This is a genomic window from Vibrio marisflavi CECT 7928 (genome assembly GCF_921294215.1).
Classification (GTDB): domain Bacteria; phylum Pseudomonadota; class Gammaproteobacteria; order Enterobacterales; family Vibrionaceae; genus Vibrio; species Vibrio marisflavi.
In genome coordinates, this window is record NZ_CAKLDM010000002.1 from 1,063,879 (window position 1) to 1,082,833 (window position 18,955).

Consider the following 18,955-nt stretch of genomic DNA (forward strand, 5'->3'; position numbering starts at 1 on the left):
GAGGGAGTCAAGTTGTTAGATTGCACTTGGCAAATTGAAAGCGGAGAAGAACCCGGGCACAAATGGGTTTTCTCTTCCTTGAGTTTTTATTGCCAACCTAACTTTGTCTTTACCAAAGTCGAACTCAACTTGAGTATCTTGTGCCGTTGTGTCTTTCACTCTCGGCTCAATCAGTCTGAACCAATTCCAGCTGCCTTCATAGCTTTCCTTAGCGATGGTGGTGCTTTGAGCTGCAACATCCACACTCAACAAATCTTCTAGTTGTGACTCTCCTTGCCATGATTGCTGGCTCCATAGGGTTGGTCCGTGCCTATAAGTAAAGATTGGTTTGTCGGTTGAAATAGAGAACTCAGTAATACTCGGGCTCATGTCTATGGCTTTCATTTGGAATTGAATCGAGATGTTGTTTGGATCTGATAAGAACAGAGCTTTTCTAATATCTCGAGACTTATCGATCATTGTCCATAACTTAGGAGATAGCGCTAATCCAGTGTTAGGTAAAAGGCCTGGCAGGTAAGGGTTCTTTCCTGATTCAAATGAGAAGTTCTTTAACGTTGTATTGTAGAAATTACTCAATGTCCCCTCTGTTGAAAAGAAGGCTTTTACATCTGCAACGCTAGCATCGATTTTCGATTTCTTATCAAATGGATAGAATGGTTTGATCGTTTGTTGGTACGAACGATATACCTCTGCATTCCAACTTGAGTTGAGATAGTCATGTGCTAGAGACATCACCATATCATTGCTTTGTTGGGTCACATCTGTTAGCAAAGCGTTAACCATAGATGGCTGATTAGAGGCTTCTTTCGCAAGAGTACTGACTGGGTTCTCCACTTTTAGCGTTGCTGATAGAGTTTGGAATGCGAGCTTCTCAGGTTCCTCACTAGTGTAGAACTTATCTAGCCATGTTTTCGCTTTAGCTATTGATTTCATCAAGTTATCAATAGGGCGTATGTTCTGAGAATTTTCGTTCATCACCGTGTGGTAATTGCGGAAATTAATGGTAATTTGCCGTGCTGATCGCTTCGAGTCTTGATCCTGTTGCATCGCTGCTTTAGCTTCTTTCTTTTGATCTTCCGTTTTTTGTGCTTTGGGCATGGCAAGCTCTACGGAAGTATATTTGTTGATGACCGTTAAAAGCTTGGTTAATGGGTTATCAGAAGTCTCAGCTAACAAGTTCACAGCATTGTTGAGTTCACTTGGATTGGTCACAGGCTTTGCCTTCACATTATTGATGAAGTTGCGCCAGTAGTTGATGTAGTCATTTTGATACATTTGCCTTAAATCTCGGCTAATGCGGTACATTTCTAAAGCACTTGGTGCTGTTCCTGCGACGCCTTCATAGGCCTTAAGCGCCTCTTGAATTGCTGGAGAATCTACTGAAAGGTCCAGCTCGTTGAACCCAGTAGGGGTATATAAATAAGGTACAAAATAGCCCACATAATTCGATGAGAACGAGAAGAGGCGATCAAAATTGCTTCCTAGCTCTTTGCGTATATCGATTCGAGTCGAGTATTTTGGAGAATGGATGATGTGGTCATAGAGCAGTGTTTCTATGCCAGTTTGGTTGATGACCTTCTTAGCTAGCTTCTCTAGGTCCATGTTAGGTTTTTTAGGCACTAGGTCATGGGAGAAAACGTCATCTAGCAAAGCACGCAATTGTGCAACGCTTACTGTATCTGCATCACCTTGATCTTGTAGAGAAGTGATAAAATATGACTTAAGCTCTTGAATATTAGTTCGTTGTGGGTTGAATAGCAAACGGTAATCGTTTAAGAGGGCGAGCGTCTTTGACTGATCTTCTAGGTTAACGTAGACAAATAAATCTTTCTCTAACATGTTCTCCATCGAAGGTAATAGTACAGCTTGCAGTTCACTGAAATACGCATTTTCCACAGCTTGTTTAATGCTAGGCCCTAAAATTAATGGCACGGCATACCATGGTTCTGGTTGTCTATATAAGTCGTAAATTCGGTACAACGAATATAAGTTTGGAATATTTTCTTCTAAGTTCTCAATATCATACGGAGAGGCTGCAATGGCTTCTTTGTATCTATCGAGCATCATATCAGCGCGAGAGTCACGCTGGCTTTGGAAATCAAAGTCAAACTTGATCGTCGCCAGTACACCAACGAGCAACAGCACCCAAAAAGCGGTGTAGAGAACCTGGCTCAGTATTAGGGTGTTCTCCTTCCGCTTGTTAACGCCTGTTAACTCATGCTCGTTTAGAACAACGTGGCTCATAATTCTTTGAGCAAATAACGTTTGGTGAATTGGCATCTGCTGATGCTGGGTGAAGGTTTCATTACCCAGAGAGTGATTAACAGTGCCCGCTAAAATATCGTTTTGTGCGTGCTCTTGGCCATTGTGAGTAAAGTAGAACCCTCTAAATAACAACCCGTTGCTGAGCTGTTCTCCACGATATAGTCGCTGTAAGAAAGCCCATAGGTTTTGTTTCAGTAGACCAAACTGGAAAGGAGCACTAGCGATAGAGTTTCTGAATTCTTGGTTTAATTGCCCAGAAAGAGCATTGCTCATACTTGCGATAAGTTGGCTGATCAGGTGGTCATACTCGTCGTTATACCAGTTCGCGTCTATCCCACCTGTTTTCTGGAATGGAAAAGTAGCACCAAATACATCATCGCGCTTGGATTCATCAAACGCCGAGAAAAACTGGCAGAAGTCACTGATGCTGCCCATATTTGTGATGACATTGTAGACAGGTAGATCTAAACCGAAAGAATGATTATAGGTTTTAATATGAGATTTTAACTCATCCGCTTTATGAGTGATGGTTTCGCTATTCTCTAGTAAGAATGAAGCTTCTGTTGTAAGAAGGATCCCGTTGATGGCCTGTCTAGGACGCCACTTGTTTAAGCACTTACACAATGTTTTTAGATATTCTGGTCTTTGGTCTTCATCCAAACTTATCGAAATAAGAGTCGAATGCTCGCCAAGCCAAAACAAAATCGGGAACTCAATATCATTGCCAAAATCGTCTACTTTGTATGCTTCGTAACCCATTTGAGTGATGATGTTTCTATCTTGCAATGGGTTTGAACTGAGTAGTAAGTAGATTGGGTGATCATATTTACTTTGGAATCGCCTTTTTCGCTGCTGTAGGCGTTGCATTCTATTGAAGTGTGCAATTAGCTGCTTTCTTCGTTTGTTTATTACAGCAATTTCATTTGATTTTTCGGCCTTTTTCCCTTTGAATTTATTGAAAAGAAGGTAGGCAATTAACCCAATGATTAAAGAAAAAGCCAAGTTGATCACAAGCATCATGATCAAGTTAGACTTGAGGGGCGTTAACATTACGGCTGCGGTCCCAGCTGTATAAAAGAATACAGATGTTAGGGCAGCGAAACCTAGCGCTTTACGTCGATTGCCTTTTGAAGACTTGTCATCTGCCATAATTACTTAGACTCTTCCTTGCTGTTTTTTGGCACATCACCCCTAACAAGAATGGGCTTGATACTCGTATTATTTTCATACCATGTTTTAATGGTATTTGCGCTGTTTGAAGCGCTCGTTCTTACAATCACTCTGAAATAGCTTTTGTACGGTAGAATTTCTGTTTTGTAACTGGATGGTGCAAGCTTATCTACAAACTTCTCGGCATTTTTCTTAGAAGAAAAAGTAGCAAGCTGTACGAACCATTGTGACTTACTAGTTGCTAGCGAACTAGGTGGTGTTTTAGACACTAGTTCAACCTTGCTCGCTCTTTTAGGGGGCGTCGCGAGATCGTCGTCGTCACTAATAAATACGATATCTTTTACTTGACCGGACAACACATACCGCTCACTAAATTGAGGTAAATGGACAAAGTCACGAGTGCGTTGAGGTAGTGTCTTTGTGTACCAAAATTTAGTAAGACCAATACAAGTCGCGATTAAGCATATAAAAAAGAGTGACGTAACCAGATAGCGTTTTCTGCGAGTAGGTTTTCGTACCCTAGGTAGTGAGACCTTTGTGTGGCAATAAATGCCACTAGTTTGTCTATATTGACTGATTATCTGTTCAAGCTTATGAACAAAGCTTTTTAACTGTTCACTACCGGCCTCTCTATACTGACCCTTAAATCCAATATTAATGAACAGGTATATGAGCTCAATTAAATCAATAAGCTTGCTCGGTTGGCGAATGGCTTTCTCTGCGACAGTAAAAAATAACTCACCACCATTTCTCATGCCAAACAGATCACTTAACAGAGTTTTATTTTCCCATCCTCGTTTCTCGCCCCATTCGGTGTAAATGATAAATTCATCGACGACTACAGCGTATAAAAAACATAGCTTGTCGATTACCGCGACAGGGTAGGTAAGGGTAGCGCCTTTTGCTTTTATGGAGTTGATATCTTCGACGAGTCTGCCTCTTAGTGAAGCGAGGTCTTCAGGTTCTGGCAAAGTAGAAATTTTCAAGACAGTCGCTAACAACTCGCTACTAATGTTGATTAACTGATTTTCAGCTTTGTCGAAGTGTCGTAGGAACTCTACCTGTGTACTGGAGACCTTTACTCTTGCCTTTGTCGACGTGTCAGTGCTGAGATCTTGTTCAGCAACATCGCTCTCTTTGTCATCCCAGACAAGGGTTGCTTCATCTAAGTAATCCATAACTCTATCTCAATGCGTAAAGAACAACTTCTAGTTCGGAAATGCGAGCATCAACATGAAGTGCAAGCGCGTCCCTTGTTTCTAACATATCAAGCCAGTTTCGGTCTGCTGCATCGACCTCAAAATAGGCAACTCCCTGCATCGGCTTTAGCTCATTTGGAGCAAGAGGTAGTGGAGTAAGAGAAATACCAGAGAGGGAGTTTCTTACTAGCTCAACGATTCGTGAATTGCTACTCAGCTTGGCTGAAATCGGGAATAGCTCATTCAGCTCAGCGCTGCTTACATTAGATTTAACGCTCAGTACGAACCGACGATTTGCTACGCTACTTGGATCTTTAATGATGGTGCGAAGTAAACGGCGTTTTTCGAATAGCGCGGTATCCCAATGGAACTCGATAACCGAGTCTTGCTGAACCAAAGTTAGCATGTTGCGCAAGCTGGAGAACAATGGGTTAAAGCTGTTGTACAAGTGATGGTACTGCAAAGGCAAACTACTGTCGGGAATTGCGGGTGTCAGTGCCATTACTTGAGCTTCGAACTGTTTTAATTTCCCGTATAGCTCATGCGTCTGTAATTTAGGGTTAGCGATAGTAAGATCGAACCACGGAAGCCATGTGTTTAACGTCTGTAGCCATAGATAGTCTTGCATCATGGACTGAGCGCTTTTTTGCCCTTGCCCTGCGCGAATCCGCTGTAAGAGGTTTTGTGCTCGGTTACTGGTTAGCGCATGAATTTCTTTTAGTCTTTCAGTTAGAAACTGAGAGGCGCCGTAATGTAAACAAGCGGGAATAAACGCTCTGTCGAGAATGACATCACCAGAATCACTACTTTCGAGGATTTTGGCAACGGGAATTAAAGTAAAACCAGATGTGTCGTCATTTTCTAGTTTCAACGTAATGTTAAGGTGAGCAACGTCGATAGCGATACTTGCATTTGCTGATGTAGAGGCATCAAATACGTTTATAGAGCGAGTTAAGTAGCGGCTTTGATCTGATTCGCTTTCGCTATAGTCGTTGTTTCCCTGCAGCGAAATGGGGAGAGCTAAATGTGCAACGGTTTCAATGGTACCTTGTGGAATGTCGATTGCAACTTCGTGAGAAAGCTCAAAGTGCGTACCGTCGGGGAAAACGCCAGCGCAAGACGAGATGGAGAGTTTGCCAATTCGTAGCAAATCGTGGTTGATAGTTAACTCAGTGATGCCGTAAAACGGAGAGAACCCAGCCAACGTTTCAACGTTTTGTCGGATGTAATTTTGTACATACCGATCTTGTTGTTGAAAGTGCTGGGGGGCAATGAACATACCTTCTTGCCAAACAACTTTTTTATACGCGTCCACGTTAAATTCCTATGTTCTTTGCCTAAGCTGACTAGGCTAAAAAATTTGCCACCAACTAGACTCTGGCGTTACAACCTTCAAAGTTGACTTGTTGCCAGTAAGGTCAAGTTCTAAATACTGATCAGACTTCGTAGGCAGTACGCTGACAGCTTTAGGCTCGCTATTTTGATAGTTTGCATACTCTACTAATGTCGCGATGTACTGAGTATTTTTGTTGACGTCTATTTCCATATCTTTCTTACTACCAGGCAAGACAATGGGTAATACTTGTTTCGAAACTAAACTTGCCCCGAGCAGTTGTACGTCATTGCTATATAGATCGATGAATGCTAACTGCTTAAAAACTTGCTGATCCGTAAGCTGGTAAAGCCTTACTACAACAGGGTTTGATACCTTATTTTGATATTGATTAATACTAGCATCAGCGTTCACAACCAGTTTATATTTTGTTATCGCTGGCGTTGGATCTGATGAGCAGCCGTAAAGAAAAACTGAGAGCAATACTAGCCACTTGGTCATTGATTATCCTTACTTTGTTTTTGCATGTTTTCCATGAATAATGCTTTGAATTGTCGTTGAAAATCACCATTTTCCTTACGGTGTTTAAAATGCTTACGATAAATGCGCCAATACTTTTTCTCTTTGCTGGAAAATATACCTCCAATGTATTCATTGAACTGGCTTTCAAGCTGCCGCGGCGCAAAGTGTTCCAAAAATTGATCGACGGTTTTTTCTAGAGCTTCGAAGAGAGCTTCGTGCTGCAGTTGCGGGTTTTGCAGATACTGCTCATTTTTCTCTGCCATAGTGATCAGTTTATCGATTGACTCTCTTAGGTATGTTCCTCGTGCAGCCATGGAATTAACAGGCAAATATTCAGAGTCTGATTCAGGTGGAGAAAAAGGACTGCTTGTTTCAATAGAGTCAACATCCTCAAAAGACTCTGTTTCGATGTTTGGCTCAATTTTGCTTTTATCGATATCTTCAAATGGATCCGACTCGAAAGGGTCATCGCTCAAAACATGATCTTGCGAAAAGCTCGACTCGTTTTTTATTTCGGTATCTATGTTACCAGTATCTAAAAAGTCGGTGTCATCTTCTTGAAGCTCGAGAGTGAAGTTTTGGGTAAACGGCTCGTCTTCAACTTTAGCAGGCTTTTGCTCTGGTTTAGAATTTACCAATGTACTTATTAGTATCGTGTAGTTTTCTACTTTAAGGATATCACCATCGTTTAGGGGATATTCTTTGTCTCTCAGCAAGGGTTTGTCATTGAGCATTGAGCGATTGGGGCTGCTGTGTACAACGGTATAACCGTTGTCTGTTAGCTTTATTTGCCCGTGAACTCGTGAAATCCTTTTACTTTGATCTGGTAGCGCGATATCGCAAGAGGGGGCGCGACCAAAGTTACCGCCACTCTCAGGTAAATAAATAACCCTAGATGCGACGACTTCTTCTTCTGGTATTGAAATTAAGTGAACGCTAATTGACACTGTTTACCCCTCGCACTTTAAGATGGCTGAATTAAAAGCTTTCAGAAAGCCAGGATATTTTTCTAAAAAACGCTTTGAAAAATATACGCCCATATTTTTTGTTTCTAATACCTTGCGTTTGAAATAATCAGTGGGTAAAGAGGCCTGCTCAAGTGCCTCATTAAAAACTAACTCATCCTCTAGTGCGACGTCAATTTCTCTATCTTTCAAAAGCTTTAATAGTACTTTCGCATTCCGAGGCTGCTTTACTACGTTATAACCATGGCGTTTTAGCCAAAACCATTTGTTGGATCCAAACTTAGCGGAAAATTTTAAATTAATCTTTGAGAGTTCGGTTAACTTGGGTTCAACACCGGGTGCGAAATAAAATTCAAGTTTTTGCTCCGCAATAGGCAGCGACAGTGTTGCATACTCGTCACGCTCTTTGGTTCGAGTTGCAACAAAAAAACCATGTTGCGTGCCGCTGTGTACTTTTAGCTGAGCCTCTGACCACTTAGTCATGGTGATTTGATAAGGTTGCCCCATTTTACTGAGAGTACATTTCACTTTGTCCAGAGCAATGCCTTGCATGATACCGTTCTTGTATTCTTGGTACGGTGGCCAGTTTTGTGTAGTTAACAGCAGCCTTGATGGTCCGACACTCGTTTCTGCGAGTGCTGAACCAGTGATACACAGCATACTCAACGCGATCACCCTGATCTGATGTTTTGATCTAGCAAATTTCTTTAACATCACTGTTTGTTCCCTACAAGTTCAGAAATTTTTAAAATGGATACAGGTGGGTAATAGTTAAGTTGTTTCGCGGCCTCCATGTTCACGATATACGAATATTGGCTCAATGAATCAATCGGTATATTACTGACGCTTTTCTTATTGTCTAAAATCTGCTCGGCTTTATACGCAGCGAACTGTCCAGCATTATAGTATCGACTTACCACGCCAAATAAAGCATCGTATTTGCGAATTGGTGTTTCTGTTGCAGAAAACGTTGGAATATTGGCACTTTGCAGCTTTTCAACTACCGCTTTACCATTGGCAATGATATAGGAGTCAGGTGGAAGGTAGGCGAGGTCAATATGATTCGCTTTCATTTTGGCCACAATATTATCCAAAGATCCTAGGTTTGGCTGACTTCCAATCAGACCAAGCGGGTAAAGAAACACATTTACATTGAAATCTGAAGCAAGTGAGAACATTTTCTTGGCGGTTAAAACGGAATTATGTTCAAGTGGGTTATATATAACTCCAATAGATTTAATTCCTTTCAGCTGGGTTATCGCTTTAAACTGGACTGTAAGTGGGACAATATGACTTACACCAGTAAAGTCTCTAGTATATCCTTCGTTTCTTGTCACAATTTTCGAGCCAATTGGATCTGTAACTACATTAAATACAACAGGTATGTGGTGACTTTGCTCAAACTCAGAAGGATTGTCGTAAGTACCCAAGGCTTCCCGTGTTACTGTCGTTCCAAAGGTGTAGATTAAATCCGGATGGTATTGATCAATATTCTGAATGTATTGTTTTAGCTTAGACTTATCTCTATTCGCATTTAGGATAATAAATTCTACGTTAACCCTTGGTGAGAGGTAATCCATAAACCCTTTTTCAGCATTGGTGACGCCTCGCCAAAGTAGCATTACAACATGCTTTTTCTCTGGTTGTGTGGGAACTATTTGCTGAGCATTCAATAGGGTAGAGCTAAGTATTACAGTTAAGCTTAATAGTATCAGTAGGCACTTTTTCATTCTCATCATGCCACCTCTAAACTGCGTTGTTTATCTTTCTTATAAAAAATAGAGTAGAAGGTCAACAAGATAAATGCACTAAATAATAAAGCGAACCCAAACAGGACAATAGTTGTGTTGTAGCCCAGTATACCGATGGCTAAACCTGCCAAAAGTGGCCCGGCGACATTACCTATTCTTTCTGTTAAACGAAATATCCCAATAACTTTTCCTTTATCAATCCCTTGATCGCATAAAAGCTCCATAACAAGGGGGATCTGCGGTGACACACTCACACCATGAGCGATACCAATCAAAATAACTATCAGCAGTATTCCAAAAGAGCCGGAGAAGAAAGCAAAGTTCAGCATAGCGAGGGCTGAAAGTAGTCCACCAAACACAATAAAGGCTATTTTGTTGCGAAACTTATCGATTAGCATGGCGCTTAGCGGTGAAATAACGATGATGGCTAAACCATAACCCATCATAATTCTTCCAGATGCCGCACTACTTTCTCCTAAATATTTTAGATATACGGGGACTATGTAATATAAAAAACCGGTCAGTACGATTTTCGCTGGGATAGCGCTAAAGAAGGTAATTAGCGCGAAATACTTGTTGCCCAATAACGATTTAAAATCTTGCAGCTTTACGGGCTTGCTGGAAGTGTTGATAGCACTTTTGTCAAAAAATAGTGCAACTAGCCCAGCGCTAATTAGAGCTAGTAAAGAAGCCATTAAAAAGGTCTCGGAGTAACCTAGTTTGTCAGCGACAATACCGCCTATCGCTGCACCACAAAGCGAGCCAGAGAAAAAGGCAGATAGGAATGTAGCCATTCCCTTAGTTCTATTTGCATTGTTGGTTGCATCGGTAACGTAGCCTTGTGCTGAGATAAATACGATACCATAGCCAACAGCGGTCAAAGCTCGAGTGAGTAATAAAAGCTCTAGCGTCGAAGTTAACGCGGTACAAAATAAGCCAAAACTCGTGATAAGCCCACCAGCGATTAGAGAAAATCGTCTGCCTACTTTATCAGACCAATAACCAGCAAAAGGTAGAGAGATAGCCCATACCAGCATAAACAAGGAGATGGGTAAACTAGTTACTAAGTGCTCTGGAATTAAGCTATTAGTGTTGTCTAGCGAGGCAACATAGTTTGGAAAAAATGCCAGTGAAGACGCCTCTGCAAATACCAATAGAAATAATGGTAGCCGAATAAACCGGCAATCACGACGATCAAGTTGCTGAGTAGGGTTGTTTGGGTTGAGAGCGACCACAGCATTGTTAATTTTGTCTAGCAAGCGTCCAATTTCATCTCTCGATGTGACTTTTACTAGGTAGTTAACTACATCTCGATTGACAGCGAGTAAAGACTGTTTGAGTTGTTGCCATGGAGACAAAATCATAAAGTGACATAAAAATAGAATTATTTCCGCCACAACTAAACTGGATGCAACGAGTACAGTAACCATGTCTAAAAAACTATCTTTTAATAGTTGGGCGATTATCGTGTTATCAGTGACTAAATTGAGAGAAATATCTTTGTGGTTTCCGACAGTTACTTGGTGCCCAGAGTCCGACGAAGCTTCAGAGTCTTGAGATTGATACTGATATAGTGTTTTACCGTTTTTATGTAGTGAGATTGAAACTAAGTCGTTGTGACCATTTACATAGTGCTTAAATTCATTGTCTAGGCCATTGAGCTCATCTACGGGCACTCCGTGAGCTAGCAGACGGCTTATCATTGTAGATAGAGAATCACCGATAAGATTTGATTTCTGCTGCAATTGCATTTGGTAAACATTTGAAAACGTAGATATTGATTGATAAGCAGATCCAAAGTTGGCGACGATAGTTAGAAATATTACAACGCCGATAATTAGTAGTGGGAATTGCTTAAATTTAAACAGTTGCCACTTACCTTCAATATTAGATACGCTTATTGCTTTATGAGCTTGATTTAATTGGTTTAAACACTGTTCATCGCTAACTTCTTTTGAAAGTATGTTGTCCGCTTTTCTTACCTTGTTCAGCAGTCCATCTAGTAAAAATCTAAGTGAAATGAATCCGATAATGACGCATATCAAAATCCATCCAGCGGCATACAGTAATTGAATTTTAAGTAGGCCATCAATGACTTTATCGAGTCTAGATGTAGAGTAATACAGGCGAACTTGGCCTACATCTACGCCAAAGGTATTCTTTATTTTTACGGAAAGCAGGCGCTCCTTTTCGCCATTTGAGACATGAGTACCAGAACCAAATAGCCGTTTGCCTTCGTTATCGACAACACTGAGTTCCGTTATGCCCTCAACCAATTTAGTTCGTCGTTGTAAAATTGATTGAATATTGCTAATTGAAGATAACGGTAGGCCCAGGCTAATGGCTTGTGATATATCGTTATGCGTTTCATCCAATACAGTTTTATATATTGAATCAGAGCTAGTCGTTAAACGCTTCTCAAAGTTTAAAAAATTTAACGTAGTGTTTAACCCAACTGAAAAGAGCAAAACAGACACAATTGCTAAAACGAGCTTAACTCTAAGCGATAAAGCAAATCTAGGAGTAATGTTGTTTGATACAGTGTCTGCCATGCTCTTTTGGGCCCTGATTATTTTATGCTTAAGTCAAAGTCTTCATTGTTTGCCGCAGTGACAACAACTTGGGTGATAGGCTCTTTTCTACTTAAACGGCCAATACACTCTTCCGCTAGCCTAGGCATGAGCGATCGATTAATGATTTGTTCAACAGCACGACCGCCAGTAGTAGGGTCAGTATTTTTACTTACTACGTAGTCGATGAATGATTCATCCCATGTGAAGCTAGCTTGATACTGCTCGGCGATCTTTTTCTTAATACGGTTGAGAGCTATCTCGGTGATCCTGCTAAGCTCCTCATCATTAAGAGGGTAGTAAGGAACAATTGTTGTTCGGCCAAGGAAAGCTGGCTTGAAGTAGTGTTGTAGGTCAGGCCTAATTGCCTCAAGTAACTCATCATTATCAATTTTCTCTGATGACTCAGCGCACACATCGCATATCGCTTGGTCAGCTGCGTTAGAAGTCATGATAATAATGGTGTTCTTGAAGTCGATATTTCTGCCTTCACTATCCTTAATGCTGCCTTTGTCGAAAATCTGATAAAAGAGATCATGTACACCGGGGTGAGCTTTTTCCATTTCGTCGAGCAATAGTACGGAATATGGGTTGCGACGAATCGCTTCCGTTAGAACACCGCCTTCACCAAATCCGACGTATCCAGCAGGAGAGCCAAGCAGCATTGATATTTTGTGCTCTTCTTTAAATTCAGTCATGTTGATAACTGTTAAATCGTTGTTTCCACCATATAGCTGCTCCGCAAGTGCCATTGCTGTTTCGGTTTTACCCACACCACTTGGTCCACACATTAGGAACACACCAATAGGTTTTCGTGCATCAGTTAGGCCTGCACGAGAAATACGGATCGCTTTGGCTAGCTCTTGTTTCGCTACATCTTGACCAATAACGCGTTTATTTAACTCATCTTCTAGGGTGAGAAGTCGTGCGATTTCATCGCTCATCATGTTACCGACAGGAATGCCTGTCCAACTTGAAATAATTTGAGCGATAGTCGTGTCGTCAACCATCGCGTTGACTAGTGGCTCTTCGCCTTGCAGCTCATCGAGCTGATCTAGAAGTTTGTTGAGTTGATCTTGTTTCGTCTTATCGACATTTCCTTCAAGTTGTTGCTCTGTAATGTCTTGCTGAACGGCTTTGACTTGATCAACGAGCTCAACTTCTTTGTCCCAACGCTCTTGCAGTTCAGATAGCTTGGTTGTGTTTGCTTCAAGTTCTTTAGTTATCTCTTTAATAAGTGCTGCACTGTTACCAAAAAGCGCTTCTTCTTTTTCTAACGCCGCTTTTTCGTTTTCTTGATAGCGTATTGTTTGTTCTAAACTTTCAATAATTTCTGGTTTTGCTCCTTGGGTAAGAGCAATACGAGCACTAGCAGTATCAAGCAAGCTGATCGCTTTATCTGGCAGTTGTCTACTTGGTAGGTAACGGATTGATAGATTAACTGCGGCTTCAATAGCCGACTCCGCAATAAACGCTCCGTGGTGATCTTGTAAAGAAGCTGCGATTCCTCTAAGCATTTGCATAGCATCTTCTGCGTTTGGCTCTTCACATGTGACCAATTGGAAACGACGGGTAAGTGCGGGATCTTTTTCGAAGTATTTTTTGTACTCAGCCCATGTAGTTGCAGCAATTGTTTTAAATTCGCCACGAGCAAGTGCTGGTTTTAGCAAGTTGGCAGCGTCATTTTGTCCTGCTGCACCGCCAGCTCCAATAAGCGTGTGCGCTTCATCAATAAATACAATGATTGGAACATCTGAGTTTTTGACTTCGTTGATGACATCTTTTAAACGGTTTTCAAATTCACCTTTGACGCTTGCGCCAGCCTGAAGCAGACCAAGGTCAAGCGAATGAATTTGTACACCTTGTACCGCTCCCGGAACATCACCTGCTGCGATCCTTAGAGCCAGACCTTCAACGATGGCCGTTTTACCAACGCCAGGTTCACCGACAATAATTGGGTTATTTTGTCTTTTTCTACATAAAATATCGATTGCTTTGCGCACTTCAGCATTACGTCCAGAAATAGGATCGATTTTGCCATCGATAGCTTGTTGCGTAAGATTGATGGTGTACTTGCTTAGAGCATCATTACCACTAGGAGTGGTGTCTGGGGAGCCACCAGAGCCACCACTGGTTGTTGCTCTGGCAATTGGTGTCTTGCTTATCAGGCCTTGTAGAGATTCAAGTGACACGTTTTCTAAGCTTTCTAACGTTAACGTATTAACACCTAGCACGTTTTGTTGGATTAGCGCTTGTATCAAGTGAAGGCTAACGATTTGGCCATGACCGTAGTTAACCGATGCAATCATCCACGCATCTTTGATAAGTTCTGTTAAAGCGTGGCTCAATGTAGGCTGGCCTTCATTTCCTTTAACAAGTCGAGCGATTTTCGTTGTTAGTTCATTTACGACTGAGTCTTGTGAGACTTTTTGAGAGTCAAATAAGGCGACAAGCTTTTCGTCATTTTGAGAAATTAGTTGCAATAACCAATGTTCCACTTCAATCGCAGCAACGCCTTGATTCATTGCAGCTCCTGCAGAAGACTCCAAAGCTTGTTTTAGCTCTGGAGACAGTTTTCCCACCAGATTTGTTAAGGTTACTTGCGTCATGTTAATGCTCCTTCTAGCTCGATAAGCTGTTTAGATTTTAGTATCTATTATTTAAGCAATATTCTTACGGTTTCATTTGGGTTACGCTCAGGAGCAAGGCAATCGACTTCTCCCAATCTTGCAGCTTTCGATGCGTCTGCTGAAAGCACTGGCCGCTCTAAATAAGAGCGTTTAACTATTAAATATATCGAGATTGGTGTGTTATCTCGTAGATAGTGTTGGGTCAACTCCAGCATGGAAGGTGCAAGAGCACTATCCGCTTGAATTTCTTCAAATTCCCTTCTGGACCTGGGGGTTATAAATAATTGAAGGTGATGGTACTGAGCTAGGCAAGTATTGCCGATCAAGAAGCCTTGGCCGATTTTACTGTTGTATTGTTCCGATGTACCCAGGCGTGTTAACGAACTCAGTTGCAATTGGCGACGCTCGTGAGGTTTACACTCGATCTTAGTCTCGTACGGAAAATAATCGTTTATAATTTGATTCAACACAGAAAGGCTTCGGCTTGGTTTACTAAGTAACAGGGCATACTGCAAAAAGTCATAACTAGTATCTAGGCTGGCGATATTGTCCAGTAAGCTAACAAGGTAAGGTGCTTGCTCTTGCTCTAACAGTAACCACCGCTTAATGTTTGCTCGATAAGTTATCTCAAAATGACGTTGATTGAAGACGTCTAAAAAGTCTTTTAGAGCATGATCTTCACGGTGAAGAGCCCCTAGAAGCTCTTCGTATATATAATTTGGAATCACCCCCTTTACGCCAGAAAGAGCGGTCATTGCCAACCTGAGTTTGGCAGTATTATTTTTTAGCGAAAAATACTGAATATCTTCAGGGTTGCCAGTAGGCATAGCTTCGGCTTTTAGCTTTAACTCAATATTGTTTGGGCTATGTTTTCTCAAACGATAAAGTAGCCTCATCGCTTGAGTGAAGTCATAGCGCTTAGGTTGTATTGCTAAGTCCTTAACGAAGCTCATATTATGCTATCCGTACTTTATATCTTTTTTATTACAGGCACTGCTGACTGCCATGAATTTTAGGGTACTCTCTTGCAATTCCATCGCGACCATAAATTCGAATTCTTAGCTGAACGTATCGATCAAAACTACAAAACTGTTGGAAAAACCTGTTTAACACGTCGCTAAACGCAAGGTAAGGGCCCGATGTGTCGAGAGTGATTTCAATTTCTGTCCCTGGAGAAAAAACGTTTTGGCCGAGAATGCGAATGGCTGCAACTTGTGACTTGAATTCTATTGAGCGAATCAGTTGAATTTCAGAAGCTGGGACTTGCTCTCGACTGCATAAGCTCAGCATTTGTTTGAGGGTATCTGCCGGGTTATTTGCTTGCAGTAATGAAGAAAAGTTACAATTCATCAGCCCGATAAACTGCCAATGCACATTTTGATCTCTTTCTCTATCAATAGGTGCCGATGGAGGATAGATAGTCGAGAAGTCGCCTGGTAGATCAATGTTTTCTTGACACTCTAAAACGTCATCAATGCCACAAGCTTGTTTGCCATTTGTACATAATAGGCGTGTGCCGTAAAGTTTATTGAATTCTGCGCCCGTTTGGTTATTTAGAGAAATCGAAAGTCTGAAATCCCCGTTAAAATCACGACTGGATTGCCATGAGTCACAGGTCTTGTCAGTGTGGTATTTTTCTTTAAATACTGGAGTGAGTGTTTTTTCACCTGTTGGGGTGATTTCATAGACTTCTTGTATCTCAACAATCTCAACGTGATTTTCACTGTGAGAGTCTGCATTGACGGGAATAGTCAGTTGTCTTTGGTCGTAGCTAACTGGTTCTCCAGTGTGTTTGAATAAGTTAATCGCAGGAATAACGTTTAACTTGAAAACGTTCTTGTTGAAAAGGCGCATAAACTCAGATGGCAGTCCGGACATAAACAAATTGATGACTATTTCACTGGCATCTAATCTCTGTGTATATTCATGAAAGCCTTTAAGCCGGAAAAATTGCCTCTTCTCTTTAAAGAAGAAAAATTCACTCACTAACTGGTAGCCAGAAAATTGGTTGCCGTGCTCTGGCAAGAACTTGAAGCTCATATCACTGATACGATTTTTAAGGCGCTGACTGTCGATGGTGATATGTTCGTTATATTCTTTGTCTGATATTGAAATACATGTGGTATTGCTTAGTAGAAGCTCAACTAAAGAGTCTGCATTATTTTCAAAGCCTTGGACAAAAATGTCTAAATCATCGAGGTCTAGGTGTCTAAAAAATAACTCGGGATCGCCCGTCGACAAAGAAATTTGTATGACTGCAGAACTTTGTTCGGCCTCCTTTGGTCGATTAAAGTTGAACGGGGCGCTTAGCGCCGAAACGTCGGTGATAAAATATGGAGCAATTTTGAGTTCGTCTACAGTACTAAAAGTACATTCGAAGTCGTTCACACTTCCAACGAACTGAGAACCGGATGGAAGAGTTGCCGTTTCAATTGGCTCATCTTCAGTGTTTAACTGTAAATAGGCGACGCTTGGAACAGTTTGAATGTAGGAAGGGTAGAGAACACCAAGCAACCCTTCGATCACTTCTGGAAGCTGATCCGACAGTTGTTTTACTACTGTCGCATTGAGGAGGGCTACACCGTCTAATAAGCGAGCAATGTTTGGGTCGTCAATTTTCCCTTGGTGAATATTTAAATTTTCTGCATGAGTAGGGTGGTCGTTGCCAAATTGGCCGAGCGAGCGTCGAACAAAAGCTAATTCTTGTTCGTAATATCTTAATAAGGGATCAGTCATAGCTGTCTTCCTCTATAGTCGTCGCCAAATTGTTGAGAGCTATTTTTGACTCGAAGACAAGTTCATTTTCGCCAAACTCAGTAATGACTGTTGCTAATATATTAAATGCAATCGCATTTTCCCCCGGTTTTCTATCTGTGAGTTCAACAGTGACATTATTTAACCGGGGCTCAAATGTAGATACTAGGTTTGAGATTCGTACCGCGAGTTGCGTTGGTTCTAGGCTTGAACTGAGAATCTGAGAGTCTTCTATGCCAAAGCGATAGTTGGAACGGCTAATTTCGATAAGCCGATTATCAAATTCGATAAGGGACGCTTCGCTTTCAAATAACTTGGTCAAGTTGTATCTAATATCGTCAATTATTCTAGAGTCCTGGCTAGACTTGGCTTCTGATAGAAATGTGTTGTAAAAGCTCATCTATGCCGTCTCATTTAGTTCTGTGGTTAATATCACTTCACCATTGAAGTAGTCATATTGGTATTGAGGTGCAATCTTTACAGTGCATGCGTAACTGCCTGGCTCTACCACTGATTCAGTAACCGAAACTGTGGCAAAGCTAAGTGGAAATCGGGATAGAGTTTCTTCATTAGCAAATGCTACGTTACTCGTAAATTTTTCAATCCATCGCGTGAGAAAACTTTCACATTCTGTAGCACTGTTAAAGCTACCAATCATTTCCCTAACTTGGGTTTTCAAATAGTGAGCTACACGGCAACACATCATCGTTGTTTGAATTTGACATAGCACTTTGTCATTGTCGCCACCGTTGTTATACCAGATGGAGTTGTTACCGTTGAAATAGAACTTGTTGGTTAATGGGCTTTTAGTCAGTGGCATAAAGCCTTGTTCAGAATAAAAATTTGACAAGTTACCAAACAAGCTAACGTCTGTTTGTGGTGACTCTAAGTATTCACAAGCAAGCTTTTTGCTTTGTAAATTGATAACGGCGCCTTGTCTTTTATCATTCCAGCGAGATTTGAGAAAACCAAACCAACTTACTCTATGGTGCTCTCGCATTACCGTCGATAGAAAAGGAAATACTGCTTTGCCATATAGGCCAGAGCCGGACTCATTGTAAATAAAGCCTACTTTGACGTTTTCATATTTGCTTCTTACTAATATTTCAGGCATCGCCATGCCTAGAAACCTTGAGTAAGGCTTAGCTCGTAAATCTTGCCAAATTTGATAGTCTGCGCTGTTTAGTATTTTCTCGATACGTTCTACATCTGAAAGCCAATCAGCGTCATTATTGACAAAAAAATCATGGCCGGGAGAAAAAATCATCGGGCAAAGTGTTGCTTCGCCGAGCCTACCTATAAGTTCTAAAGTAAACAGATCATCGAAATCAGCATCAAGATCCATTTCAAGTGATATGGAGTGAGTAAATGCGATACACCCAAAAGGTTGGCCGCCCAAAGTATTCAGTTCTTTGTTGCCAATTTTATTGTATAGCGAGCTGCTGCGAGTGTTATATGCTTGATTTACATCGGAAGATACTTCTTGCCAACTCATATTGAGCATTTTCAATTTTGTTTTTTGGTAGTTGACGGGTAGGGATGCTAAACCTTTTAAGCCTAACCAATTACGTTCTAATCTTCGAAAATCAGGGTGGTGCAGAATACTATCGAGCTGTATTGAAAGTATTCTATCAAGTCTAGCTATGAGCCGTGCGATAGCTGAACGCGCTTGGTACGGTCCATTGAGTATGTTTTTATCAAGCTCGCCGAGTAAAGAAAATGCCTCATGCATAAAAGCATCGTCTTCACTGTCAAGTTGAACAAAAGCTTGTAGCCATAGACTGTTTAGTTGCATA

13 protein-coding genes are annotated in these 18,955 nt (G+C 41.2%); all 13 read right to left on the reverse strand.

What is annotated here, in order from left to right; translation table 11 throughout:
• Window positions 1-15: 15 nt before the first annotated feature.
• From tssM to L7A31_RS11660, 13 genes are read right to left on the reverse strand one after another with little or no spacing between them, the layout of a single operon-like run.
• The gene (gene tssM / locus L7A31_RS11600; RefSeq protein WP_237361692.1) at window positions 16-3,414 is read right to left on the reverse strand and encodes a type VI secretion system membrane subunit TssM; all 3,399 of its coding nucleotides are present in this window, start codon (window positions 3,412-3,414) and stop codon (window positions 16-18) included.
• A 2-nt stretch (window positions 3,415-3,416) separates the two neighbouring features.
• On the reverse strand, window positions 3,417-4,613 hold the full coding sequence (gene icmH, locus L7A31_RS11605; protein WP_237361701.1) for a type IVB secretion system protein IcmH/DotU: 1,197 nt from the start codon (window positions 4,611-4,613) through the stop codon (window positions 3,417-3,419).
• 4 nt (window positions 4,614-4,617) lie between these two features.
• On the reverse strand, window positions 4,618-5,949 hold the full coding sequence (gene tssK / locus L7A31_RS11610) for a type VI secretion system baseplate subunit TssK (RefSeq protein WP_237361710.1): 1,332 nt from the start codon (window positions 5,947-5,949) through the stop codon (window positions 4,618-4,620).
• A gap of 36 nt (window positions 5,950-5,985) precedes the next feature.
• Entirely contained in the window at window positions 5,986-6,468 is a 483-nt protein-coding gene (tssJ, locus tag L7A31_RS11615; RefSeq protein ID WP_237361718.1) for a type VI secretion system lipoprotein TssJ, read from the reverse strand.
• Window positions 6,465-7,436: an FHA domain-containing protein gene (locus L7A31_RS11620; protein ID WP_237361720.1), complete on the reverse strand. Its 972-nt coding sequence runs from the start codon at window positions 7,434-7,436 to the stop codon at window positions 6,465-6,467. Before L7A31_RS11620 ends, tssJ begins: the two co-directional genes overlap by 4 nt.
• 3 nt (window positions 7,437-7,439) lie before the next feature.
• A complete protein-coding gene (locus L7A31_RS11625; RefSeq protein ID WP_237363553.1) occupies window positions 7,440-8,114 on the reverse strand; it encodes a substrate-binding periplasmic protein in 675 nt (224 codons plus the stop codon).
• 53 nt (window positions 8,115-8,167) lie between these two features.
• On the reverse strand, window positions 8,168-9,184 hold the full coding sequence (locus tag L7A31_RS11630; protein WP_237361722.1) for an ABC transporter substrate-binding protein: 1,017 nt from the start codon (window positions 9,182-9,184) through the stop codon (window positions 8,168-8,170).
• A 5-nt stretch (window positions 9,185-9,189) separates the two neighbouring features.
• Entirely contained in the window at window positions 9,190-11,757 is a 2,568-nt protein-coding gene (locus L7A31_RS11635) for an MFS transporter (protein ID WP_237361724.1), read from the reverse strand.
• 17 nt (window positions 11,758-11,774) lie between these two features.
• Window positions 11,775-14,384 carry a type VI secretion system ATPase TssH gene (gene tssH / locus L7A31_RS11640; protein WP_237361733.1) on the reverse strand — a complete coding sequence of 870 codons (2,610 nt, stop codon included), beginning with the start codon at window positions 14,382-14,384 and terminating at the stop codon, window positions 11,775-11,777.
• 47 nt (window positions 14,385-14,431) lie between these two features.
• Complete coding sequence (locus tag L7A31_RS11645) at window positions 14,432-15,358, reverse strand: type VI secretion system baseplate subunit TssG (protein ID WP_237361734.1); 927 nt, start codon at window positions 15,356-15,358, stop codon at window positions 14,432-14,434.
• 31 nt (window positions 15,359-15,389) lie between these two features.
• On the reverse strand, window positions 15,390-17,141 hold the full coding sequence (tssF, locus tag L7A31_RS11650) for a type VI secretion system baseplate subunit TssF (RefSeq protein WP_237361736.1): 1,752 nt from the start codon (window positions 17,139-17,141) through the stop codon (window positions 15,390-15,392).
• Complete coding sequence (locus L7A31_RS11655; protein WP_237361738.1) at window positions 17,134-17,559, reverse strand: GPW/gp25 family protein; 426 nt, start codon at window positions 17,557-17,559, stop codon at window positions 17,134-17,136. The genes tssF and L7A31_RS11655 overlap by 8 nt, the downstream gene beginning before the upstream one ends.
• The gene (locus L7A31_RS11660) at window positions 17,560-18,954 is read right to left on the reverse strand and encodes a type VI secretion system contractile sheath domain-containing protein (protein WP_237361740.1); all 1,395 of its coding nucleotides are present in this window, start codon (window positions 18,952-18,954) and stop codon (window positions 17,560-17,562) included.
• Window position 18,955 lies beyond the last annotated feature (1 nt).

Bases quoted from the DNA above. Each gene is read 5' to 3' on its own strand.
- L7A31_RS11660 (WP_237361740.1), bottom strand. From the start codon at position 18,954: ATGCAACTAAACAGTCTATGGCTACAAGCTTTTGTTCAACTTGACAGT.
- tssM (WP_237361692.1), bottom strand. From the start codon at position 3,414: ATGGCAGATGACAAGTCTTCAAAAGGCAATCGACGTAAAGCGCTAGGT.
- tssJ (WP_237361718.1), bottom strand. From the start codon at position 6,468: ATGACCAAGTGGCTAGTATTGCTCTCAGTTTTTCTTTACGGCTGCTCA.
- L7A31_RS11635 (WP_237361724.1), bottom strand. From the start codon at position 11,757: ATGGCAGACACTGTATCAAACAACATTACTCCTAGATTTGCTTTATCG.
- tssH (WP_237361733.1), bottom strand. From the start codon at position 14,384: ATGACGCAAGTAACCTTAACAAATCTGGTGGGAAAACTGTCTCCAGAG.
- L7A31_RS11655 (WP_237361738.1), bottom strand. From the start codon at position 17,559: ATGAGCTTTTACAACACATTTCTATCAGAAGCCAAGTCTAGCCAGGAC.
- icmH (WP_237361701.1), bottom strand. From the start codon at position 4,613: ATGGATTACTTAGATGAAGCAACCCTTGTCTGGGATGACAAAGAGAGC.
- tssF (WP_237361736.1), bottom strand. From the start codon at position 17,141: ATGACTGATCCCTTATTAAGATATTACGAACAAGAATTAGCTTTTGTT.
- L7A31_RS11625 (WP_237363553.1), bottom strand. From the start codon at position 8,114: ATGCTGTGTATCACTGGTTCAGCACTCGCAGAAACGAGTGTCGGACCA.
- L7A31_RS11645 (WP_237361734.1), bottom strand. From the start codon at position 15,358: ATGAGCTTCGTTAAGGACTTAGCAATACAACCTAAGCGCTATGACTTC.
- L7A31_RS11630 (WP_237361722.1), bottom strand. From the start codon at position 9,184: ATGAAAAAGTGCCTACTGATACTATTAAGCTTAACTGTAATACTTAGC.